This window comes from Neolewinella persica DSM 23188 (assembly GCF_000373105.1).
Classification (GTDB): Bacteria; Bacteroidota; Bacteroidia; order Chitinophagales; family Saprospiraceae; genus Neolewinella; species Neolewinella persica.
The window spans coordinates 40,762-65,105 of record NZ_KB890433.1 but is presented as its reverse complement, the minus strand read 5'-3'; the positions used below and the strand labels follow the sequence as shown (position 1 = coordinate 65,105).

The window sequence follows — 24,344 nt, the reverse complement described above, 5'->3', positions numbered from 1 at the left end:
GTTCCTTACAGCCTCTTCCTCAAAAAACATAGCCAAGTCTGCCAATTTGTCACCCCGAGCATCGTACCTTTGCCGTTTCAACGGGCTACCCTATGTACAATGACAATCCTACCCTAAAGGACCTTAATGCCAAGACTATTGATGAGTCGGCCCAAGGCCAGGTTTTTGGTACTGAATTCACGCCGAAACAACCGGGTGAAAAACGGTATTACATCGAGAGCTACGGTTGCCAGATGAACTTCAGTGACTCTGAAATCGTGGCATCCATTCTCGGAGAAGCTGGTTATGGTCCTACCCGTGAAATGGAGACTGCTGATCTGATTCTGATCAATACCTGCTCCATCCGTGAAAAAGCGGAGGATACCGTACGTAAGCGACTCAGGGTTTTCGACAAGGTTAAACAACGCCATCCCGGTACCATGGTCGGTGTGCTTGGCTGTATGGCCGAGCGATTGAAGGCTAAATTCCTCGATGAGGAAAAACTGGTAGACATTGTAGTTGGCCCGGATGCTTACCGGGACCTGCCCGGGCTCGTTGCCGGTGCAGAAGAAGGAGAGAAAGGCGTCAATGTCTTTCTCAGCCGGGAAGAAACTTACGCTGACATCAGCCCTGTCCGCCTGCAATCCAACGGCGTTACCGCCTTTATCAGCATTATGCGGGGTTGTGATAACATGTGCTCGTTCTGTGTGGTACCCTACACCCGTGGGCGGGAGCGTAGCCGCTCTGCCTTCAGCATCATCGCGGAAGCTACTGATCTGTTCGACAAAGGTTTCCGGGAAGTAACCCTGCTTGGTCAAAACGTGGACAGCTACAAATGGGAAAACCCCGAAAGCGGTGCAGTTGTCAACTTCGCAGAATTACTGACCATGACCGCTGGTGTCGATCCTAAGTTGCGCATCCGTTTCAGCACCAGCCACCCCAAAGACATCACCGACGACGTCCTCTACGCTATGCGTGACAACGAGAACGTCTGTAAATACATCCACCTTCCCGTACAGTCGGGCAACACCCGCATTCTGGATCTGATGAACCGTACCTATACCAGGGAATGGTACAAAGAGAAAGTAGACCGCATCTATGAGATCATGCCGGACTGTGCCATTAGCTCCGACATCATAACCGGCTTCTGCACGGAGACGGAAGAGGATCATGCGGAAACCTTAAGCATGGTTAACTATGCCCGGTACAGTATGAGCTATATGTTCTTCTACAGCGAGCGACCAGGTACACCCGCAGCACGTAAACTGGAAGATGACGTTCCACTGGAAGTAAAAAAACGCCGCCTCACGGAAATCATCGAACTGCAGACCGATATCAGCCGGGAGTTGAATGCAGGCGAAGTCGGTAAGACCTTTAAAGTCTTGATTGAAGGTGATTCCAAGAAGTCTGACCAGGACTGGAAAGGGCGAACTACTCAAAACCGGATGGTCGTTTTCCCTAAGCGGGAAGGTGAAAAGCCAGGGGATTATGTTACGGTGAAAATCATAGACTCTACGAGTGCCACCTTATTTGGAGAAAGATAAGAAGAGGCGAGAGGAGAAGAGTCTTTGATTGATCGCTTTACCTCACGATTTTCGTTCTACCAGTTATCCACCCCAAAAGTAATGGCAAGAAGACATAATTTTAAAAACTTGAAAGTCTGGTCCAAGGGCATGGACGATGCAGTTGCCACCATTAACGAAGTGCAAAAAATGCTAATGGCTTTTCAGGATCAATTACGTAGAAGAAAAAGTAACCCACCAACATAATAATCGGGTCTTGACTCTTGTCTCTTCTCTAACCTCTTGTCTCAAACTCTATGGCTAATATTGACTCCATAAAACGCCGATACGGTATCGTAGGTCGCTCTCCAGCCCTGGAGAATGCACTTAACACAGCTTTACGGGTTGCCCCCTCGGATCTATCCGTACTCATTACCGGAGAATCCGGCGTGGGCAAAGAGGTCATCAGTCGGATTATCCACGACAACAGTGCCCGGAAGCACCAGGGCTTTATTGCCATTAACTGCGGTGCGTTGCCAGAGGGCACCATTAATTCTGAACTGTTTGGCCACGTCAAAGGTGCCTACACCAGCTCTGACGGTGCCAGAAAGGGGTATTTTGAAACCCTGGACGGTGGGACCATCTTCCTGGATGAAATCGGAGAAATGCCCCTTCAGACCCAAACTTTTCTCTTACGGGTACTGGAGAACGGAGATTTCATTCGGATGGGCTCAAATAAGGTCCAGAAAACAGATGTACGCGTCGTTGCAGCGACCAATCGCAAGCTGATGGAGCGGGTACGCGACGGGAAATTTCGGGAGGACCTGTATTTCCGGTTAAGTACGGTGCCGATAGAGATGCCGAGTTTAAGGGAACGGTCTGAGGACATTTACCTCCTATTCCGCTATTTTGCCAACAACTTTGCGGAGAAGCAAAGTATCGAGCCAATCCAGCTTGATGAAGAAGCCCGATGGCTCTTGGAGAATTACGCCTGGCCAGGTAATATCCGTGAACTGAAAAATGCTGCTGAGCGCCTGAGCATACTCTCTGAAAAGCGGGACCTGACAGCCGTTGACCTGGCAGAGTTGATGCCACAGTTGATGAAACGAAACCTTCCGGCCATTCGTCAGCAAGACCTCGGGGAAGGATCCGGCAACAGCTTTCAAGAGCGGGAAATTTTATACAAAGTCCTCTTCGACATGAAGGAGGACATGACACAACTCAAGAACCTGATTGCGGACCTGATCAGAAGTAACGATCTCAGGGTCCGGGATGTAGCGAGGGTACAGTCGTTGTCCTTGCCAGGCAATTACCCTGCAGCGGCAGAAGAGATCAACCGGTTTGCAGCAGATGCCGGCAATATTGCGACCGAAGCTTATGACTTGCGCGACCTGGACATTACTTCCACCTCAGCTTCTTCAGGGGGCGGGTACGCAGGTGCAGGAGGCAGACCAGTGAGCAATGGAGGTCAGCAGGTCTATCACCCGTCAACTGGTAACGTGGACCCCATCATCGTGGATTCCCGTATGCAACGTTCCTACGATGAAAGTGAAGTAGTGGACGAAGACCTCAGCCTCGCCAACGCTGAAAAAGAGCTCATCCGTAAAGCCCTGCGTAAGCACAAAGGGCGCCGGAAAGAAGCCGCTGCCGAGCTTGGCATCAGTGAGCGGACTTTGTACCGGAAGATTAAAGAATATGACGTGATGGAGTAGTTGCCTTTTGAAATCCTACCTTGCGACCTAACCATTACCATTTTCACCTTGCGCCTCCTCACTTACCTCGTTCCATTACTACTGCTGACCAGCTGCCAAAAATATACCATAGATAAGCTCCCGGAAGAGCGTCTCCACTTCGGAAATGCCGGCGGCATCACCGGAGAAATTAGGGAATACATCCTGTTAATGAAAAACGGCCGCATCCTTTTCGACAACCAGGCGACGGGAGAATTAGAAACAATTGGCAAAATGAAAAAGGAAGGGTTGGCGGCTCTGAAAGCGGAGTTGGCCAGCGTTGATTTTGCTGGCCCAAAAAATAAGCCTGGCAACATGAATACCCTGTTGACCCTCCATTCTGGTGGCAACATTCAGCGGTTACAGTGGTCTGGTCCGAAAAATGCCCCAAGCGAAGCTGCAGGACATTGCTTTCAGGAGCTGATGGGTACCGTAAGGGCCATGCGCGAAGCGGGAACGAGTAAGGCAAAAACACCCAAATAGGAAAGGGACAACTCCGGTCTGCCAGAATTGTCCCCAACACTTAGTTCAAAACCTTAATAGAAATCTGACCAATGTAATTGGTAGTTGCAATTAATAGACTCTGTTTCAGGCATTCGTCACCTACCGTGCTATTTTTTATTTTTTTGAACGGGAGGTTCAGCAGAAGACTCATTCATGAAGTCAATAAAACCGGAAGGAAGCGTTACATCTTCTCCATGGTTGAGCGTTAAATCGTCATTGTCTTCCACTTCTTCGAGTGCTTCTAAAATGCCTTCACCAAGTTCGTCCGGCAGATCAAGCGCAGCCTTTCGCTGGCTGGCAAGACGTTGAAATTTATATTCTAATAGAGAAATCAACTCTTTCCGATCATTCATAACTGATGGTTTTGTACAGCTCAGCAAGGCGCTGTCGTCCACGTTTGAGTCGCATTTTAACCGCGCTTTCCCCGATCCCAAGAATGGTAGCGATTTGGCGAACCTGCATCCCATCTTGATAACGCATCATCAGGATAACTTCCTCTTCCGGCTTCAACTTTTTTAATAATCGGTCCAATTGAGAGATCTGTAACTCCCGAACCAGTTTTTCATGTAGTAAGATATCACCATCATCTTCCTGGTTATTCGTTTCATCGATTGCTTCAAAACGTAATCGCTTAGCACTCCTCAAGTAGGAGATGCAGTGGTTATAGGTAATGGCGTTGATCCAAAAGGAAAAGTCCGATGTTGCCCTATACTTGCTCAGGTTCGAGAAAACCTTGACGAAAACATCGTGTGCAAGGTCCTGTGCTAAATTCTTGTCTTTGACGACACCCAGGCATCTGTAAAAAACCTTGGTGGCATAACGCTCGTATAATTCGCTGAATAAGTGCCCCTTACCTCCCTGTATACTAGCCACTAATTCTTCATCCGACAGGCCACTATTGATCTCCTTTGATGATCTTCCATTTTCTGAAAACATGCCTTACGTTGCTAAGAGATTAATAAAGAATAAACCTGTTTGATTGGACAAAGATATGGTCATTTCTTTGAGGCGGTAGGGCAACATGCCGTACCTTTCGTGCTTTAGGGCTTATTTAGGATTCCATTCCCGACCTGTAACCCTCAGTTGCCTATCTGCTCTGCATCCGGTAAAAGTGAACTAATAACCCGTTGTAGGTCCTTTAACTGACTATAGATCAGACTTTAAAATTGTCCACTCCAGGTCAGGGGTCATTTTTCCAAATAAGTTCGTACAAGCGTTAAGTCATCTACATGTTACGATTCTCCTTTTTAATTGCCACCTTATTTGCTTCTTTCAGTTTATCTGCACAGCAGCCCTTCAAACAAGTCCTGCAGAAGCCGGCAATACCTGCTGAGGTCGACCCGGATGCGCTGGACTTCAGCCTTCGACGTACGCCGGCCATTGCTCCTGCCACCCATCTTTCGCACCTGCGGCCGCGCCTGAATCCCGCAAACATCCGCCCGATTAACAGAACAGGTACACCGGGAGTTAAGATTAGTACGGACCCGGATAATGGCCAGGTTTATGCACTCCGCGGTCGCCCAACGAACCTCCCAGATGCCCGACCCGACAAGGAAGACGCCCAGGCCTATCTGGCCGCTGTCAGTGCAGATCTGGGTATTGAAGATCCGTACCTGGAGCTAAAAATTACCGACGAAATCGTTGATGCACAAGGTTATAAGCACCTCAGGATAGCGCAAGTTTATGCCGGCATTCCAGTGCTGCCAGCTGATGCCCGTCTACATAGTCATGGCGGGGGTTTTGACCTTTATACCGGACGCCTCCAGCCAACGCCCCAACTTACCAATACAGTACCGGACCTTAGCGAAGTAGCGGCGCGGGCGCAGGTGCAAAACAGGTTTTTGGAGCAGTGGACCGACCTGAGCCCTAAGCAACTGGACTGGATTTCTGGTCCCCAACTATCCCTGGAACTGGTCATCTTCTACCCTACCGGATCGGAAGCCAAACTTGCGTGGCAAGCTCATGTACGCCCCAATTTACTGGAACATACCAGTCTTTACCTCGACGCGCACACCGGCGAAGTACTTGCCGAATACACCCATACCTGCGGATTTGCAGATGGCCACCATCGTGCTGCAACAACTGCCACACTTGCCCCCCCTGCAACAACTGCAACCCCTGCAACGCTAATAATGGATGGTCCCGCTACCGTGGTAGTACAAGACCTTTACGACCGGAACATCACCCTCAACACCTTTTCGCTTCAGGACACTTTTTATCTTCTTGATGGAACAAAGCCAATGTTCAGTACTGCCGGCGGCCGACTCAATGGTTTCATCCTTACCTACGATGGTGGTGGCTCTACTCCACTGCGCGAAGACTTTGAGCCAGGTCTGCGGTTTTCCCTCAATAATACTGGCTGGAGTAAGACCGAAGCCAGCGTTCACGCCAACGCAGGTAGTGCCTATCAGTACTTTCTGGACAAGCACCAACGCAATTCTATCGACGGATCAGGAGGCAACGTCCTTTCATTCATGAACATCAATGAAACGGATGGTACCCAAATGGATAATGCCTTCTGGAATGGTCGTGCACTCTTTTATGGTAATGGCGTCGATGCCTTCCAACGGCTCCCTCGTGGTCTGGACGTTGCCGGCCATGAAATGTCTCACGGGGTGATACAAAACTCTGCTGACCTGATTTACGAAGAGCAGCCCGGAGCCATGAACGAATCATTTGCCGACATCTTCGGCTACCTCATCGAAGGAGAAACGGGCGATTACCGTGTCGGTGAAGACGTCGTAACCTCCGCTTTCCCGAGCGGTGCGTTGCGTGATATGCGCAACCCGAACAATGGCGCTAACCGTTTCGGTCAAAGAGGCTGGCAGCCCGCGCACATGGATGAATACGTCACCTTGCCCAACACCGAAGAAGGTGACCGGGGAGGTGTACACGTAAACAGTGGCATTCCTAACCGGGCGTTCTATCTTTTCAGTAGTGACCCCGCCGTTGGCGATGATATCGCCGGAAGGGTGTACTACAAAGCACTTACCGAGGGCCTCACCCGTTCCAGCCGGTTTGCAGATCTACGCCTTGCGGTGGTGGAGGCAGCCGGGATGTTCGGAGCTAACGTAGTAGCTGCGGCAGAGAACGCCTTTGCTGGCGTAGGCATTGGCGGAGAGGCCGGAGATTATACCGTAGACCTGGATGATAATGAAGGAGATCGTTTTTTACTCCTGGCGAATACCGGAGCGAGTGCCTTATTTCTCGCTCAGGAAGACGGAACCCTGATTGAGAACCCGTTGGTTACAGTAGGCTTGGGCAGTAAGCCGAGCATAACCGACGATGGCAGCACCGCTGTGTTTGTCGATGACCAGGGGCGGTTGCGCGCCTTCTATTTCGGCACCAATGAGTTAGACTTCATCGAAGGAGACCCACAAACCATTTGGCGTAACATCGCCATTAGTAAAGACGGAGACCGGATTGCCGTAACTACTACGGACAATGATAATCGTATCCTCATCTTCGACTTCGTTACGCAGCAAGGTGAGTTCCTTAATCTTTCCAACCCAACCTCCGCCAGCGGCATCTCTACCGGAGATGTGCAGTACGCCGATGCATTGGAATGGGAACCCGGTGGTCAGTTCCTGATGTACGATGCCCTCAGCCGGCTCGACGATGGCCTTGAGTTCTGGGACATCGGGTTTCTACGCGCCTGGGATGCAAGTCAGGCCCGTTTCGGCGACGGAGCAATTTTCAAACTATCCACCGACCTGCCCGAAGGCAGCAGCACGGGCAACCCTACTTTCTCCAAAAACTCCCCTTACATCATTGCTTACGAGGAAGTAGACTTTGACGCCGGCACCTTCAGCATCATCGGTGCCAATATTGAAACTGGCGCCAGTAGCACCATTTTCCGGAACAGAAAAGTCAACTACCCAAATTATGGCCTTTCCGATGATCGCCTGGTCTTTGACGCCCAAACCGATGCAGATGTCGATATCCTGGCAATCATTCCGTTGGCTGCAGACAAAATATCCGCCAGCGGAAATGCCGCCGGCCTCATTGAAGGTGGACACTGGGGGTATTTCTTCGCCAACGGCGAACGCGATCTGAACACCGGCCTTGAAAGTCCGGTAGCGGAAGATGACCAACTGCTGGTCTACCCTACCCTCACCGCTGACATGGTTACTGTAGAGACTGGCACCACCCGGATCAACGGCCCCATTCAGGTACTCGACATGGCGGGACGTCAGGTAGCCGCCTCCAGCAACCTTGCCGGAACGCAAACCATATCCCTAGGCCATTTGGCGCAGGGGAGTTACTTCATTGCGGTGCCTTTGGCTAAGGGGACGGTGATTCGGAGGGTGGTGGTTCGGTAGGTGCTCGGTACGCCTTAGCTCGGCCCCTCTCCCCTCACAGAGGAAAAGTCCCAGCTCACTGTGCTCCTACACATTTTACTACTTGAGCATGTACAATATTCGTTCCAACGCTACTTTCTTAGTGTAGAACTTAGTGTCTCTTAATGCCTTAGTGGTTATTCTTTCTCCCCTAAGCCTCCAAAGAAATCTTCCCCCCCTCAATCTTAAGCTTCAGCTTATCGAAATTCTTCAGCCAGGAGACGAAATCCGGGCCGAGGAGGTCCTTACGCCAGCCGCTGCCCAGAATAGATTCGCGGGTCGAAGGGTCCTGCTTCATTCGCTTAATGGCGTTGCGGGGCATCACCAGGGCGTGGCTGATCTCCGACTCATTAGCGCGGTACTTCATGATCAGGTACAGCAGCTCAATGAGCATATCGTCCTCCTCTTCTTCCTGGGAACCGCGCTGAATGCTGTTGGCAATAGTCGTCTCTTCTTCGGTCGGTTGTTCGTTGTACATCTCAACGAACATTTTTCCGTAGCGCTTGATGGTGCTTTGGGGCAAACGACGGTTCTCGAGCATCGAATCGAGCCCTCCTTTTACGCCTCGTACCAGCTGGGAGATCAGTTTGCTCTGCAGGATCATCTCCTTGCTGTAGTTCTTCTGTTCGGCAGTATCGCGCCGCCATTCGTACAAACGAATGAGGAAAATCCGCTCGCGTAAACGGCTGGAGCGGGCGATGTTGCTGTTGAGGAATTCGTGGTTGGGATCCCGGTAATAGTAATCGGGTGAGGCCATTTGGTTGCACTCTTCGGTGGCCCAGGTCAGGCGGCCGTTGGCTTCCAGTTTAGCGGTGATCTTTTCGTAGAGCTCTTTGAGGTAGATCACGTCATTCAAGGCGTATTTGATCTGCTTGGGGCTCATCGGGCGCTGAGACCAGTCGGTCACTGCGGAGCCTTTCCCAAGCATGTCTCCGGTTTCGGCATCAACCAGTTTAGCGAAGCTCATTGGGTAGCGATGCCCGACAAAGCCGGCGGCAACCTGGGTATCGAATACATTTTTGGGGACAAAGTCTGCAAATTGCTTGTTAAGCAACCGGTAGTCATTGTCTCCGGCATGGGTAATTTTAACGATGTTGGGATCCTCCAGAATATCGAGAAAAGGATCCAGGTTTTCAACGGCGATGGGGTCCAGGAGGTAGTAACCGTGCTCACAACTGATCTGGATCAGACAAAGTAGCGTATGGTAGCGCTTTTCGCCGATGAATTCCGTGTCGAAACCCATCCATTTGATGTCTTTACATTCTTCAGCAAATTGTTCCAGTCCCTCAAAAGTGGTAATAAAAGTGTAATCCGGAATACCTTGGCTCATAGGTTCGCTTATTTGAGGGCGAAGGTACCTAAATTGTCGGGTACTACAAGTGTATTAGTTTAGATGTTCCGGAGCCATCGTTAACCCGCCATGATGTACAGGTCAAAGATGGAGCTGTACTGTTGCTTACGATGATGCAATCCAAGTGTTTGCGGGGTATTGAAGGTCAGAATACAATTCCTCCAACCTGATTTGGCCATTGCTTTTCTTTATCAGGTTAAAGAAAACAGGAAATAATCGGGCGGGGCCGCAGGTGCAGAGAACCGTAACTGCCCCCCTTGCTCAAAGTCCTTTCCCTGCACCTGCGGCCCCGCCAAATCAAACTTACCCCTAACCGGAGAACACACCGCCAAAACAGTTGTTAAACATTGGGGCCATCGTTAAGGCTTTATTAAAATTAATGGCATACAGGCTTCGTTTATATCCAGTCGTGTGCATTGTTATACTATTCTACATCTCCGGAGCATATTGCATAAGTCTCCAAACCAACCAACTATGAAATTTATCAAACGCTTCCTTACTGTCATCGTCGTATTACTGATACTTTGTGTTGGATTTTTATTGGCAGCGCCGATATTGTTCAAGGACCAAATTGTGGCCAACGTCAAATCGAGCGCGAACGGTGTAGTAGAAGCTAAAATTGATTTTCGCGACATCAATCTAAGCTTTCTTAAAAGCTTTCCGGATGTTTCCCTAACCATCGACGACCTGGAAGTTATCGGTATCGACACTTTTGCCGGCATGCCTCTCCTGACGGCAAAAAAAGCAAGAGTCGACGTAGGTTTCTGGTCCGTGGTAGGCGGAGACGGTAACTACAATATTGATGAAGTCGTACTCGACGAACCATTTATCAACCTTAAGGTGCTAACGCCTGAATTGGCCAACTACCTCATTGTTCCCGAATCTGAATCAGATGCACCAGCACCAGAATCCACCTCGGGCACCGCACAGATAAACCTGTCCCGCTACGAAGTCAACAACGGTCATTTTATTTATGATGACAAAACAACCGAAACTTACCTGGAAATAACCGGTCTGAACACTACCGGAGATGGAGATTTCACCAGTACCGTCTTTGACCTCGACACGCACTCTGATGCTGAAACGCTTACCCTGAAACAGTCCGGTGTCACTTACCTCAATAAAGTAAAGACCAAGGCTGACGCACTGGTCAACATTGACCTGAACCAGAACATTTATACCTTTAAGGACAACGAGATAACACTCAATGCCCTAAGTCTCGTTTTTGGTGGCAACATTGACCTTGAAGATAATGACGACATCATTTTCGACCTGGAATACAGCGCCCCGGTCAACGATTTCCGCCAGCTTTGGAGCCTGATTCCTTCCGCCTACACGCAGGGCTACGAGCAGGTGCAGACAAAAGGCAATTTTACGCTGAACGGCACAGTGGATGGCCCGTACAACGGAGAAAAAGAAGTTTACCCTGCTTTTACTGTCAATACCAACATCACCAGCGGCAGCGTCCAGTATCCCGGACGCCCGGTTGGCATTACCGGTATAGACGCGAAACTCTCCATTAACAGCCCAAGCGCCGACCTCAATAAAATGGTCATCGATATTCCACGCTTCGATTTCGACCTGGGGGGAGACCCTTTCCGGGGCAGGTTTAAACTATCCACTCCGCTCAGTGACCCACAGGTTGATGCCCGGATAGACGGTAAACTCGATCTGGCCAAGTGGAGCCAGGCGATCCCATTAGAAGGTGTTCGTGAGCTGGCTGGCGTCATTGTTGCCGACATCACGATGGAACGCGTCCGTCAGAGTCTCCTTGATGCCGGGCGATATGGCGACCTCAACCTCAGCGGTATTGCCTCCATCACCGATTTTGTTTACGCTGCAGATGGTTTACCTCCCGTACGCATTAACAATGCTGCTGCGGACTTCAACCCACAGGCCGTTTCCATCAATACTTTTAATGGTACCCTTGGGCGTAGTGACCTGACGGCCACCGGCAAGATCAATAATCCACTGGCTTACTTCACTTCGGATCAGACAATGCAGGGAGACTTCCTCATCCGCTCAAATTACTTCGACGCCGATGAGTGGATGCCTGCCGAAGACGCAACAGCTACGGGATTAAGTCCTGCAGAACTCCAAAACAGTACTTCAGAAACAGCCACCACCTCAGAAATTTTCGACCGCTTCGATTTCAACGTAGACGCAGAGATCAAAAGCCTGAACTACGCTGGCTACCGACCAACCAACCTGAAGGCTGTTGGTAACGTAAAACCGAATCGGATGGAAATTGCCACGGCCAATGGCACCCTTGGCCAAAGCACCTTTTCCGGGTCAGGAACGGTAACAGATTTATTCGATTATACCTTCGGCGAAGGCGTGCTGGGTGGCAACCTGTCGGTCCGTTCCGCCTTTATCGACCTGGCGGATTTCATGAGCGACGAAGCAGCGGAGGCAACCGCTGCCGCCACTTCCCCGGAAGAGGCCATGGCGGCTGTCCCCATTCCCGACAATATTAACCTCAATGTGAACCTGAACGCCGACCGAATCAAATACGACAACATCGACCTCAATCAGGTGTTGGGTAAACTCGTTATGCAAGGCGGGCAGGCGGTCATCGAAGACGGCAGCGCCGCCCTGCTGGGCGGCCGGATGAACTTTGCCGGTGCCTACGATACCTCGGAGCCCGGCGACCCTGGGTTCCGCTTCCACTACGACCTGGAATCCCTGGATTTCAAATCCGCCTTCAGTGTCCTTAACAGCTTTGCGGCACTGGCTCCCGTAGGTAAATTTCTACAGGGGCAATTCAGTACCGACCTCGTGGTAGAAGGAAAACTGGGACCAGATCTTTTCCCAAAACTGAACACCCTGGACGCCAAGGGACTCTTCAAAACTGCCGAAGCAAGACTTGCGGGCTTCAAGCCGGTAATGAAGATTGGCCAGGCGCTCAATATCGAGGAGCTCAAGGAAAACACCACGTTCAAGAATCTTACCACCATCTTCCAGATTCAGGATGGTAAGGTCAACATCGAACCGTTTAATTTTAACCTGGTCGGCATTCCGATGCGGCTTCAGGGCCAGCATGGCCTTGACCTGGACATGGATTACACCATCCGGGCCGCCATCCCCCGGGAAAAGATCAAGGGCAACATCGTCACCGGCACCGCCCTGAGTGCATTGGATCAGTTGGCCGGCCAGGCCAGTAAACTCGGCCTGAACATCTCTCCCGGAGATACCCTGAACGTAAACATCAACCTACTGGGCAGCATCAGCGACCCGCAGGTTAAATTTAACCTGTTGGGTAGTAAGGATGGAGGACCCACCTCCATTCAGGATGCCGTAGTTGGTGCAGTTACCGATCGGGTTAAGGAAGAAGCTGATATCCGCCGCCAACAGGCGGAGCAGGAAGTTCAGACCCGGGTAGACGCTGTTCGGAACGACGCGCAGCGTCGTATTGACAGCTTAAAGAATGTAACCACCGACCGGGCCCGATTGGCGCAAGACAGCATCCGTCGGGCACTCGACGCAGAAACCGCCCGGTTGAAAGCCGAAGCGGCGAAAGAACTGCGTAACCGACTTAAACTGGATTCTCTACGGGCCGACTCTCTGCTGAGAAATATCCCTGGCGCGAACAAGGTCAAGGAAGAGCTGGAGAAATTTAATCCGTTTAAGAAGAAAAAGCCTGGCGGAGGGAAGTAGGGCTTAGGGGTTAATGGCAGACTTTCGAGGTCTAAAATAACCACTAAGACACTAAGGGCAATAAGAAGCTACACTAAGGGAAGAAATGTTAGAATAACCATTAAGGGCATTCAGGCAATTAAATTTCATCCTAAGGTTAAGGAGGCCAAAGAGTCCCATATTCCCTTTGCCTTCGCCCAGCTCCTCTACTCTTTCTCTCCGCGAGAAAACACCGAACAATTCTCGCGCGAAGGAAAGGAGAAGAGGAAAAACGCGGAGTAATTTTCATAGCCGTCAGACAAACTTTTCTCCGGCTTCGCCAGGCCAAAAGGATTTGTCGGACGGCGGAATACGTTTACTGAAAGTGCTCATTTTGTGCTACTGCAGCCACCATAGCTGTGCAGACTTTCTTTATCTCCGCATCCGTCATCACGTACGGAGGCATCACGTAAACGCGGGTTCCGAATGGTCGGACCCAAACGCCTTGAGCAACGAAAAAAGCCTGTATTTTAGCCACATTTACCGGTTGGCGGGTCTCGATTACGCCGATTCCTCCCAAAACCCGCACGTCCTTTACGGTCGGAATTTGGGCGGCGGCGCGCAGGTGCAGGGAAAGGTTTTCGGAGAGCCGTCCGATGGTGGCTTTCCATGCAGATTGCAGCAATAAATCAATACTGGCCACTGCCACCGCGCAGGCTAATGGATTGCCCATAAACGTAGGCCCGTGCATCAGCACGGAGACCTCGCTGCGGCCAATGGTATCGGCCACCTCGTCGGTACAAAGCGTAGCTGCGAGGGTCAGGTATCCTCCGGTTAGTGCTTTACCAATACAGAGGATATCGGGCGTAAAGCCCGCATGTTCGGCGGCAAACATGGTCCCCGTTCGGCCGAAGCCGGTGGCGATCTCGTCATAGATCAGCAAGAGGCTGTGCCGTTGGCATAGTTCAGCGACCACGTTGAGGTAGCCCGGGTTATAGAAGTACATGCCCCCCGCTCCCTGAACTACGGGCTCACAGATAAATGCTGCAGCTTCATGTGCGTGTGCGGCAAAGAAGGCAGCCAGTTCCGCCACGTAGCCGGAGTCCACTTCCGCCACAAAACCCGGAGGAGGTTTACGGATAAAGTGATGCCGGGGCAAGAACCCGCCAAATAGCGAATGCATGCCCGTCTCCGGATCACATACCGACATTGGCGCCGTAGTATCGCCGTGGTAGCCTCCCCGAAAAGTAAGGAATTTACCTCTCCCCCGCTCTCCCCTGGCGTACTGATACTGTACGGCCATCTTCATGGCTACTTCCACGCTTACGGAACCGCTGTCGGCCAGAAAGACCCGGTTAAGTCCTGCTGGCGTGAGATCCACCAATCGTTTCCCAAGTTCAACAGCTGGCTCGTGGGTAAACCCTCCGAACATGACGTGGCTCATTTGTTTGAGCTGTGCCTGGGCGGCTGCGTTCAGCTCAGGAACATTGTAACCATGAATAGCTGCCCACCAGGAGGCCATTCCATCGATCAGCGTTCGTCCGTCGGCCAGGGTAATGGTACAGCCTGAAGCAGATGCAACGGGGTATACCGGCAACGGATTGACCAGGGAAGTATAGGGGTGCCACAGGTGTTGGCGGTCAAAGGCTAGTTGAGCTGAGGTAATGGCTTAAGGGATTGGTTGGGGCAAAGATGGTGAATAACCACTAAGACACTAAGGGCATTAAGCATCTACATTAAGTAGAATGGGGTGAATAACCATTAAGGCATTAAAAAGTTAGATTAAGAGATTATTCAGATAGGGACAAAACCGGTAATTTGCCGCTATGAAGTATCCCTTATTTCTATTCCTCTTAATAACGCTCCTACAAACACCGGTGCAAGCCCAGACCGGAGACAACTGGACCTACCATGAATGCGAAGCCGGCGATAAAGATTACAACGATGGCCATCCATTAGCGCAGCAACGCAAGGCATCGGGTTACCAATTTGGCTTCACCATTAAGCCTGAAGATTGGTATGATCCCAAAGTTCTGGGACGCGAAGCGAATGACTGGTTGAAGGCAGCCGGTGTCAGCTACTTTGCCTGGTTCCGCGCCTCTACCTGGCCTAAAAATCACCTTTCTGCGCTGGTCGGTTTTCGGATGAAATCCGATCAACGGTTCGAAGTTTGTGCTTACGTAAACGACCTTTCAGGAGGACATCGTTTTGATGGGGTCGTAAATGCAGCCGTTGGTGACACAGTGCTGGTCAACTACCACCTGGAAGCAACCACCGCCCACTACACCTTACTTCACAATGGTAAAACCACCGAGGTCTCTTTCACCGATTTTGAAAGTGCCAACCGTCAATTATCCGTCGGACCGTGGCACGGAGGAAGTTCGCCGGCGCCGGTGCGGACGGGGGTTTGGGGAGTTTTTAGGATTCAGTAATCAGGTTGCAAGCAGGGCAACCGCAAGAAGCCCTGGAAGTGGTTTCGACAGGCTCAACCAACAATCCAATCTTTGGTAATAACCGTCAATAATTCGCCTGAGGCGAATTATTGACGGTCGAACGACCTGTTCTATCGGTCGCTGAGCTTGTCGAAGCGAGCTTATGGTTGCCCTACAGGTTACAGGGTTCCCGCCTATTATTTGAACTTGCAACCTGCAACTTGCAACCTGTAACCTGCAACCTGTAACCTGTAACCTGCAACCTGCAACCTAAATCACCCTTGAACTATAAGCCAGCCGTTCCTGCAGCTGCGGCTTCAACACATCGGCGGCATCAAGAATAAGCGCTTCATCGGAAGGAAAGCCAACGGGGCGCGTACCGAGGTTCCTGCGGGTGTTGGAGCTGAGGGCCCGGCGATCACCAAGGAAGGTACTGGCGTAGTTTTCGAAGCGGGCTTCGGCGGTCAGTCGCTCTTCGTCCACTACCCGGCGTTCCCGGTTATCGTAAAGCACGAGGCTACCGGAGACGACGGCCGTTTTGGTTTGCAGGATTTCGATCACGTTGGCCCGGACCAGGATCTGGCGTGGACGGGTTATATCGTTACCCAGCGTGTCCTTAGCTACGTTGCCGTTGATATCGAGGACATACTCCGTACCGTCCGTGATTTCTTTTTCGTCGATGTAATTACGCTGGCTGATGCGTTCGGGGCTGACGTCGATGGCATCGATGAGGATCCGGGCGTTGTAATCGTAGGTCTTACCGGGAACGGGCGTGAAGTCATAGAAGCGCCAGTTGTCGTCGAGGTTACGCACACCCGGGCGAAGGAGCTCTCTTTCAAAACCAGCGGGGAGGAAACCGCCGCTACGGTTGACCATCTCCACGGCCACATACACCTTGCCAAGTTCACGGGCTTCGGCCATCAGGCTGTTTGCATCACGGTAATTCGCGCGGTAATTACCCACCCGATCAAAGGCGGCGAAGGCACTTCGGCCAGCGGATCTTTCTCCCTGGCGCGCTAGCGCCAGCAGATTAACACCCTCCTGATAGATTTGGGCGGCGGCGTTCTCGCCAGCGTCGGCGATCAGTCCATCTACGCGGGCAAAACGAAACTCGGCCTGGTAACCGCGTTTATCGACCAAAGGAAGCAAAGGACTAAGTGCATCCTGACGACGCTGAATCTTTTTGTAAATGGACTGAATACTGGCCCAGTCAGGATTACCGCTATTGGCTTTACGGCGGGCACGGTCCATATCGGCCTCCGTTATTCTATTGAAGGCCGTCTCCAGCGCAAGGACAAATTTGGGGTTTTTCTTTTGCTTGCCCGTAAGGCGCTTTTGGGCCAGGCGGATCGTTTCTTCGTAGTTCCCACTTTCTACCAGCGTTTCTACGGAGGTACAGGAAGTGAGTACCATAAAGAACATGGCAATAACGAAAAAAGCGGGGGTGTGGGTCAGACGTTTCATAATACAATGCTTTACGTTCCGGAGGCAAAATGACCTCCTTTTGTATACTGTAAAACACGGCATTTACCCCTTGTGGGTTGCTTATGGCGGGGTTAAGGGGAATTAAGGTTTGTTAAGGAAATATGTACACTAAGCGGTTATTAAAAACGCTTTAAATTCAAAAAAATCAGGGCGCGGCCGCAGGTGCAAAAGGAGGTTTTGGAGGCAGCGCCCCGACTTTAGCCGAGCGCTCACCTTGCTTCCGTTGTTCCTTTCTTTGCACCTGCGGCCGCGCCCTGAAGATCAAGAAGGCTTCAGATGACCTTCCATCCCGAAAAAAGTCTCTTAACGAATTACTAAATTCTGCTGAAACGCTTCACCGTCGAAGCGGACAACCACCCGGTAAACACCCGCCGGAAGCTCCGGTAAAATGTAATCGTACTGGTGCCGACCGGCTTCATCCAGGCGCACGTGTTCAAAGACCCTGCGGCCATCGGTAGCAAAAATCTGCACATTGACCGGGCCATTCTCCTGCAATTCAGGAATGGTGATACTAAGATCACGCTGTGTAGGATTCGGGGTGATGGTTGGCGCAGCAGCCGATCCGGAGCGGAAAATCACGCTACGTACAGGAAACAGTTCCTCCGCACCGTCGAGGTCGCGCTGCCGCAAGCGGTAGTAGGAACGACCACCCAACGGTTCGACGTCGGTATACGTGTAATCAGTAGCCTCAGAAGTCGTACCGGCAGCTATAACAGTCGCTAAAGTGGAAAAATCAACACCGTTGCTACTGCGTTCGATGACGTAATCTGCGGCACCTACTTCGGCACCCGTTTGCCAGGAAAGCACGACCACTTTATCTTGCACTTCGGCCGTCCACGCAGTAAGTTCTACTGGCATGGAGCGCAAGGTGGTTACCCGATAGAAAGTTCCGCCGTAGCTAAAGACATACAATTCTCCGTTATCATCTTCTCCGAAGGTTGATGGACTAAAAGCAGGGGAAGATCCATCGACAAGTAGGGTGCCACCACCCGGAGGATATAGAAAAAAGTTAGAGGAGGCAAAGTCGGCACAGATGTAATAACCGACCAAATCGTCGGCACTACCGCGGTACAGGAAGCCGCCGGTGATCGAGAAACCGCCTATGGAACTGCTACGCGGATAATCAAAAACCGGTTCATCGTAGGTAGTGCCTTCAACACAGTTTGGAGAGCTGGTGCCAGGGCTGCCAGAAGTTCCGGCGGGATAGTCCAGTAGCCCTTCGCGGCAATCCCAGCCAAAATTCATGCCTCCGGCACTGCCAGCGGCTTCGAAGTTCACCTCTTCGCGCTGTCCCTGACCAACGTCAGCAATCCAAAGGTCTCCCGTTTGCCGGTCAAATGAAATACGCCAGGGGTTACGGAGACCAAGTGCCCAGATTTCGTCCCGGACACCAGCGTTTCCCACAAAGGGATTATCGGCAGGAATGCCGTAGTTAGTGCCGCCGATTACGGGGTTGTCTACATCAATTCGCAGCATTTTACCAAGAAGTGCCATGGGGTCCTGCCCCGTCTGATCCGGGTCTCCGCCGCCGCCGCCGTCTCCGGTTGGAATATAGAGATAACCATCTGGCCCGAAGGCGAGGTCACCGGCATTGTGGTTTGAGGCAACCTGGTTGATGGAGAGTACCACCTCTTCTGTATTGGGGTCTACGGTATTTGCCCCGATTGCTGCGGTGAAACGGGCAATCACCGTCGTACCGTTCACCAGGCCGTTACGGGCGATCGTAGTGTAGTTGACGTAGAAATGGCCGTTGGTGGCAAATTCTGGGTGAAAAGCCAATCCTAGTAAACCTCGCTCTCCTCCAAACCGTACTCGATCGGTGATGTCGAGAAAGTCGGTGGCCAACGTAGTATTGGTACTCTGGTCGTAGATTTTAATGGTGCCATCCTGTTCAACAATGAAGAGGCGTTCGCTGCCGTCTCCGGCACCAGTGATGTCTACGGGGCTGGAGAACCCGGAGACTGGCTCCACGAAGCGGAGATCTGGTTGAGCGTCGATGCCGTGCAAGGCAAAGAACAGGACAAGAAGAGTAGTTAGTGTGCGCATAGTCAGTAGGTTGGTTATTGGTTTAAATAGTACGTAGGGCTTAAATGTTCAGGTTTTAAAAATAACAAAGTTTTGGGCTTCCCGATCCCATTGATGTTTATGGTCCGAGATCTCTCGGGGCATAGTTCTAAGTGATAGAAGGTGGTTCCAACAATTTTCATTTCCCAATACCCCAATCACCATAAAACTGGGCCAGCTCCCGTGCAGCAGGCTTCCCGCCAATACAGAATTCTTTTCCCTGGTGCCGGCCGCCTTCGCGGCCAAGGTAACTCGGCCATTTCCACAAGAACATCCCCTTCAGTTCAGGCGTTTCGCCGCCAGCGGTGAGCATGGCGCGGTAGCAACGGGCCTGGGTTTCTGCATCTTCAGCGCGGTCACCGCCATCAGCGTGTGGGTTTTTCCAGGCATTGGTGACGGAGCGATAACCTACTTCGGTTAACCAGAGTGGACGGTCGGTCTTCCTGCTTACTTCGGCGGCAAGTTTCATCCAGCGACGGGCGCCGGTGAGGAGTTCTTCGTCAGTTGGCGTATCACTTTCGCTGATTGGGTAATAAGAGTTGAGGCCGATGGCATCCAGGTCTTCCCAGAAGGTAAAGCCTTCGAATTCTTCGCCCCAGTTAGCGGCGTAGGTCAATTGCCCACCGTATACTTTGCGGACTTTGCGAATGATCTCCCGCCAGCGGTCCGGGTGTTTCAGGGTAGTTTTTACCAGTTCTGTACCGAGGCAAAGACCGCCAATTTTCTCCTGCTCGGCGAGTAGGGCGTAGTGCATAATCCAGTAGGTGTAGCTGTCGAAGAAGGTATCCCATTCTTCATCGGTGGCGAAGTCGACGTCGCCTGGCCAGTGTCCACCGCCGATCCAGATTTGTGGTTTCAGCAAGACGAACCAACCGCGCTTTTGGGCCTCGCGCGCAGAACAGATGGTCGCCCAATCATTTTCGCCGCCAGCATCCGAAGGGATGAAAAGGGAGGTCGGCTTTTTCGGATCCCGCATGAAAGTGTAGGGTACAATGGCCAGCGCATTGACGTTGAGCTCGCCCAAACTATCGAGCGAAGGCTTAATTTTCTCCCCGCCATAACCGTTGTGGACGCGGTAGCCTTCATGAGCGAAAGTCATCCCACCGAGGTTAACGGCCGGTATTTCCCGATGGCTGATTTTTGGTGGATCGTAATCGGCAACATTGTAAACTCCGAATTCCCGGTCAGGAACTTCTGCTTTCCGTAAATTGGTAATAATTGAATTTACCTTGGCGGGGTTATTTGCGTCCACCCCTCTGGCCCATACCCTGGCCACGCTTTCATTTATGAAATCGGATGGACGTTCCCGATCTAAATCGGAAGTACCCTTCAGCAAGCCAGACTCCCATACGCGGAGTGCATTATCCATGGCCCGGTCGAATGGGTCCTTTGATTCAGAGATGGAATGTGCCTGCAGAATTGCCGTAAGGTATTTCAGGTTGTGCCCGGGAAACTCCCCTCCAATATAGTGTTCTAAAAACGGCTGCCAGGTGGTGAAGGACGCCAGAATCTCCGCTTCGTCGAGAAAGCATGGTACGATATGCAGCACTTCATCGGCGGCATCGTACTGTACGGGGTTCATGTTGCCCTTCCGAAGACCGATGCGCTCCAGGGTTGGGTACAGCCTAACTTCGGGGTACCAATCTGTAGTGACACCGGTCAGAGAATCGAACAGTTGCCTGACGCCGGCAACGCCGGCGACAGAATAGGCCAATTCCTCGTTTCTTACGGCGCCGTCGTAGGCGAAAATCTTCAGGCCTCCCTGGTCGTATATGGGTACGTCGGGCGACTCCAGCGTGACCTCCTCGGTAGCGTCGAACGCCCAACTGGTATCGGCAAAATTTCCGTAGACCCTATCACCGTTGGCACGGTGGAGTTCATAGGCCCAATTAGGCCGGAACATCCGGTTCCATTCACCATCAAACTCCCGGCGAAAGGTTTCCACCAGCTTATCAGGGTTATCGGACAGAAAAAAGCCCGTGACGGTGGTTTCCTTACTCCAGGGGTTTCGGTAATATGGGAGGAACATCACGTCGTCGTAACCCAAATTGAGCCGCTGGTCGAATTGCCAACCGTCTCCGGTCCGGGTAAACGGTAAGCCGGAAGTTGCGGCTGGCAGGCGATCTCCGAAAATGGTGATCGGTCCGGTACCAAGCGTATCTGCATTCAGGTCATGACAACTCAGAACTTCAATGCGCTTTTCGAAGGGCTGAGTATTGGCCACCTCGTGCAGTAATTTAATCAGGGCTTCCCCTTTTGTTTCATCATCAAGACAATAGACGAACCGCCAAACGGAAGCCCGCATGGCCTGGCGTTGTACCTGCCTTCGACTTGGCTCCGGTGTTTCCGCAGCATGACCGTTCATTGCCATTGAACAGGACCATGCACCTGCGGCCGCGCCTGCTAATACCAGCAGTAGCAATAGGCATCTGAATAGCTTCATTAAGGGGTATTTACTGCAAAATAGGGTAGTTTAGTTCATAGTTCAGTAGCTTACTATGAACTACTGAACTATAAACTAATAAACTACCGACTTAATAAGGTCCGGATAGTCCGTGATGATGCCATCCACCCCCAAATCGAGCATGGCTTGCATGCGCTCCACGGTATTAACCGTCCAGGGAACAACCTGCATGTCCAACGCCCGTGCCTCAGCCATTATTTTGGCGTCGGTATGGATTTCGTAGGGGCTGTAGATGGGTGGAACAAAGCCGATGGCGTCCATTTTGGCCTTTAGGTCACCAGGGAACTCATCGAGGTAAGCCAGCTGAATATCCGGTGCTTTATCCCGGATAACCACCAGGGTTGGTGGGTCGAAACACTGCAGCGTAACGAGTTCCGGTTTACCCCAGGCGGAGAGATCCCTCAGGACCAATTCGACAAAGGTTTCCCGGTCCGGCACAAATGCAGGCTCCAGCTTTTCCTCGTATTTGAGTTCGATGTTGTAGCGGGGCGACGGGCGATTATTCTGTACGCAATAGCGATCTACCGCAGCAAAAACGGCCAGTAAAGTTGGCTTTTCTGCCGGGCGTTTGGCCTGTTGCGGGAAGCGGGGGTGCGGCCGCTGGCCGCAGTCGTAGGTCGCAATCTCAGCAGCCGTGAGGGAGCGCAGGCTGATGCGATTTTCTTCGCCTTCGGCCAGTTCCTCCCCTTCCTTTGTCTGGCAAATTTCCGGAGACATCCAGGGCTCGTGGCTAACGATCACCCGGTCGTCAGCAGAGATAACTACGTCGAGCTCCAGGGTTCGAACCCCGGGGTAGGACAAGGCCCTTAAGAAAGCAGGAATGGTGTTCTCGGGCATCAGGCCGCGGCAGCCGCGGTGGCCCTGCCAGTCTATTTGTTTGGTGGGTTCCGTCATAGTCGTGGCAGGCGCAGTTTGGGCTGGTTCAGCAGCGTTACATGCGAGGACGCAAGTACAAACTACGAACAACAGCGGGAAACGATGGAATGGCATGGGGTAAAGGTAGTCAGGATTCAGGATTCAGGGCTCGGCATGCAGGACTCAGTATTCAGAACTCAGGGTTCAGGAGCATGTCTTGAGATTCAAATCTCAGTTGGTGTCCTGCGTACTGTACCCTGAAAACTGATAGATGGATCCTGTACCCTTAGACCTGAATCCTGTCCCCTACTTTCCACTCCGCAACCACCGGATCGCCGCCGCCAAAGCAGCGTCCTCTCCCTCCTTAGGTTCCACCACTTCATCCGGTGTAATTCTGCCGCCGTAAGGATTTTTGTCCCGGTCACCGTAAACCGAAACGGTAAGGAGGACCATCGCGCCATCCGGGAGGTAAAAATTGGCATTGGTGGTTGAATAGCCACCAGTTGGTTGACCGAAACTGCGGGTATTGGGCCGGCCGCGGAAAGCCAGGGTAGTAACTTCTCCGGAGCTCATAGTTTGGGCGTCGGTCAATACGGCTATCCTGGCTGTTTTTTGTTTAATTTGATAGGGTTTACCGGTTACTTTTACTCTTGGCGCATCACCATGAAAACTACTACCCTTTTCATAGGCCCACTGTACGGCGTTTGATCCGTCAGGTTCCATAAAGTAACCACAAATTCCGTTGCCCAATATCGGCCCGACACCTGCAAGCATTGGCCAGCAATTTCCGCCGGTATTACCGCGCAAGTCAACGATCCAACCCGTGGTTTTCCGGCTGTCCAGGCTGGCAATAAGTGCTTGCAGCGTGTCGGCATAATAGACCAGAGTGGGTTGGTGACCACTGCCTAAATGAGGTACGGTTACATAGCTGATTCGTTCGTCGATCTTACGACCAACCGGGTAATCAACCAGCTGCGGCTCCTCGGTTTCAGTACCAGCCCCCGACCAGGCAGCGGCTGCCTGCGGCTTTTGGAGGAAGGAGTGTTTATTGACGCGCTGCAGCAGGTAGAAAAGCGCATCATGCACTTCACCGGTTTCTTGCGCACCAGCGGTAAGCCGGTCAGCGTCCATCCGGAGCGCCTCCCAATGTATCCGTTCACGGTATAAGGCGTTGCTGCTGACGATCTGGAAAAAAGTATCGAGATACTGGACGACTTCCTCCTTAGTTTCCACATTATTCAGGGGCAACTCCTCCCACTTCAGCTCTTTGAACCAGGCCTCCCCCTGCCCATCCATGTAATATCCTAAACGGACGGAATCCATCTGGCTGTCGACAATAAAAGTCAGGGAAACTTCTGTCCAATCCTCTGTACCGGATACACTGACGGAGGAAGAACTACCGATTTTAAGATCCTGTGCTTTACCGTAAGCATATAAACTCGCCCCATTGCCTGAAGCGTCTTTTGTTTTCACCAGGGCCGTAGCGCGGTAGCGCCGCAGGACATTTGAAGAAAAGGCTACTGTTTGATAGATCGCCCCACTATTATAGGCAGAATAAGGTCCGGTAAAGTACATGGCATTGGCTCCGGAGGGGAGCTTAACCGGTCCGGAAGAGGTAGGAATACGCATCATTTTCCAGCTCTTCATGGCAACCCCGTCTGGTTCAGGGTTAAGTTCCGCCCAGGACTGAGCGAATAAATAATTATTGAGAAAAAGCTGGATGAGTAAATAAATAAATATCGTGTTATTTGCTTTCATGGGCCTAAGATGCCGGGAGATTTTGCGTAAAACCTGGATTTTTCGTGAGTGCGGGTTTTGGGGGCGCGAACGCGGGTGCAAGGGGAGGATCCAGGAAGCAGGGTAAAGGTTTCAGTGGTCAGGTTTCAGTTTTTAGCCGTCAGTGTTCAGGATTCAGGGATTAGTTGGGTGGAGTTTGTGATTTGGCCTTTAGCTTTGGGGTAAGAGCAGAGCATTCTGGGCTGCTCCGCAGCTAACTGTTCTCACTGAGGTTAGCACGAAGGGA

Annotated in this window: 15 protein-coding genes; 6 read left to right on the top strand and 9 right to left on the bottom strand. The window is 51.7% G+C overall.

Annotated features, from left to right (window positions below; translation table 11 throughout):
• The first annotated feature begins 92 nt into the window (after nt 1-92).
• The 3 genes from miaB to B036_RS0113685 all read left to right on the top strand — a co-directional run bounded on the left by miaB (nt 93) and on the right by B036_RS0113685 (nt 3,694).
• Complete coding sequence (miaB, locus tag B036_RS0113695; RefSeq protein ID WP_020569290.1) at nt 93-1,523, top strand: tRNA (N6-isopentenyl adenosine(37)-C2)-methylthiotransferase MiaB; 1,431 nt, start codon at nt 93-95, stop codon at nt 1,521-1,523.
• A 275-nt stretch (nt 1,524-1,798) separates the two neighbouring features.
• Nucleotides 1,799-3,193, top strand: coding sequence for a sigma-54-dependent Fis family transcriptional regulator (locus B036_RS0113690; protein ID WP_020569289.1), 1,395 nt, complete (start codon nt 1,799-1,801; stop codon nt 3,191-3,193).
• Nucleotides 3,194-3,241: 48 nt separating this feature from the next.
• A complete protein-coding gene (locus B036_RS0113685; protein WP_157472157.1) occupies nt 3,242-3,694 on the top strand; it encodes a hypothetical protein in 453 nt (150 codons plus the stop codon).
• Between the two features lie 128 nt (nt 3,695-3,822).
• On the opposite strand, the gene B036_RS0113680 is transcribed toward B036_RS0113685, so the two are convergent.
• Nucleotides 3,823-4,068 carry a hypothetical protein gene (locus B036_RS0113680; protein ID WP_020569287.1) on the bottom strand — a complete coding sequence of 82 codons (246 nt, stop codon included), beginning with the start codon at nt 4,066-4,068 and terminating at the stop codon, nt 3,823-3,825.
• A complete protein-coding gene (locus tag B036_RS0113675) occupies nt 4,061-4,651 on the bottom strand; it encodes an RNA polymerase sigma factor (RefSeq protein WP_020569286.1) in 591 nt (196 codons plus the stop codon). The genes B036_RS0113680 and B036_RS0113675 overlap by 8 nt, the downstream gene beginning before the upstream one ends.
• Nucleotides 4,652-4,944: 293 nt before the next feature.
• Between B036_RS0113675 and B036_RS32110 the strand changes: the two genes are divergently transcribed.
• On the top strand, nt 4,945-8,037 hold the full coding sequence (locus B036_RS32110) for a M4 family metallopeptidase (RefSeq protein ID WP_020569285.1): 3,093 nt from the start codon (nt 4,945-4,947) through the stop codon (nt 8,035-8,037).
• A 169-nt stretch (nt 8,038-8,206) separates the two neighbouring features.
• Here the strand turns inward: B036_RS32110 and B036_RS0113665 are convergent, their stop codons facing one another.
• Nucleotides 8,207-9,385 (bottom strand): ribonuclease D, encoded by a 1,179-nt coding sequence (locus tag B036_RS0113665; RefSeq protein ID WP_020569284.1) that lies wholly within the window; start codon nt 9,383-9,385, stop codon nt 8,207-8,209.
• A 495-nt stretch (nt 9,386-9,880) separates the two neighbouring features.
• Here B036_RS0113665 and B036_RS0113660 point away from each other — a divergent pair, with 495 nt between their 5' ends.
• Nucleotides 9,881-13,063 (top strand): AsmA-like C-terminal region-containing protein, encoded by a 3,183-nt coding sequence (locus B036_RS0113660; RefSeq protein ID WP_020569283.1) that lies wholly within the window; start codon nt 9,881-9,883, stop codon nt 13,061-13,063.
• A 334-nt stretch (nt 13,064-13,397) separates the two neighbouring features.
• On the opposite strand, the gene bioA is transcribed toward B036_RS0113660, so the two are convergent.
• Nucleotides 13,398-14,687, bottom strand: coding sequence for an adenosylmethionine--8-amino-7-oxononanoate transaminase (bioA, locus tag B036_RS0113655; RefSeq protein ID WP_026231970.1), 1,290 nt, complete (start codon nt 14,685-14,687; stop codon nt 13,398-13,400).
• A gap of 160 nt (nt 14,688-14,847) precedes the next feature.
• Here bioA and B036_RS0113650 point away from each other — a divergent pair, with 160 nt between their 5' ends.
• A complete protein-coding gene (locus B036_RS0113650; protein ID WP_020569281.1) occupies nt 14,848-15,453 on the top strand; it encodes a hypothetical protein in 606 nt (201 codons plus the stop codon).
• Between the two features lie 270 nt (nt 15,454-15,723).
• Here B036_RS0113650 and B036_RS0113645 read toward each other — a convergent pair whose 3' ends face one another.
• The 5 genes from B036_RS0113645 to B036_RS32100 form a co-directional block, all read right to left on the bottom strand.
• On the bottom strand, nt 15,724-16,917 hold the full coding sequence (locus B036_RS0113645) for a hypothetical protein (RefSeq protein ID WP_020569280.1): 1,194 nt from the start codon (nt 16,915-16,917) through the stop codon (nt 15,724-15,726).
• Between the two features lie 324 nt (nt 16,918-17,241).
• Nucleotides 17,242-18,984 (bottom strand): PQQ-dependent sugar dehydrogenase, encoded by a 1,743-nt coding sequence (locus tag B036_RS32940; protein ID WP_071596778.1) that lies wholly within the window; start codon nt 18,982-18,984, stop codon nt 17,242-17,244.
• 157 nt (nt 18,985-19,141) lie between these two features.
• The gene (locus tag B036_RS32105; protein WP_157472156.1) at nt 19,142-21,445 is read right to left on the bottom strand and encodes a glycoside hydrolase family 113; all 2,304 of its coding nucleotides are present in this window, start codon (nt 21,443-21,445) and stop codon (nt 19,142-19,144) included.
• Between the two features lie 75 nt (nt 21,446-21,520).
• The gene (locus tag B036_RS29325; RefSeq protein WP_083926205.1) at nt 21,521-22,456 is read right to left on the bottom strand and encodes a glycerophosphodiester phosphodiesterase family protein; all 936 of its coding nucleotides are present in this window, start codon (nt 22,454-22,456) and stop codon (nt 21,521-21,523) included.
• A gap of 171 nt (nt 22,457-22,627) precedes the next feature.
• Complete coding sequence (locus B036_RS32100; RefSeq protein ID WP_020569276.1) at nt 22,628-24,079, bottom strand: S41 family peptidase; 1,452 nt, start codon at nt 24,077-24,079, stop codon at nt 22,628-22,630.
• Nucleotides 24,080-24,344 lie beyond the last annotated feature (265 nt).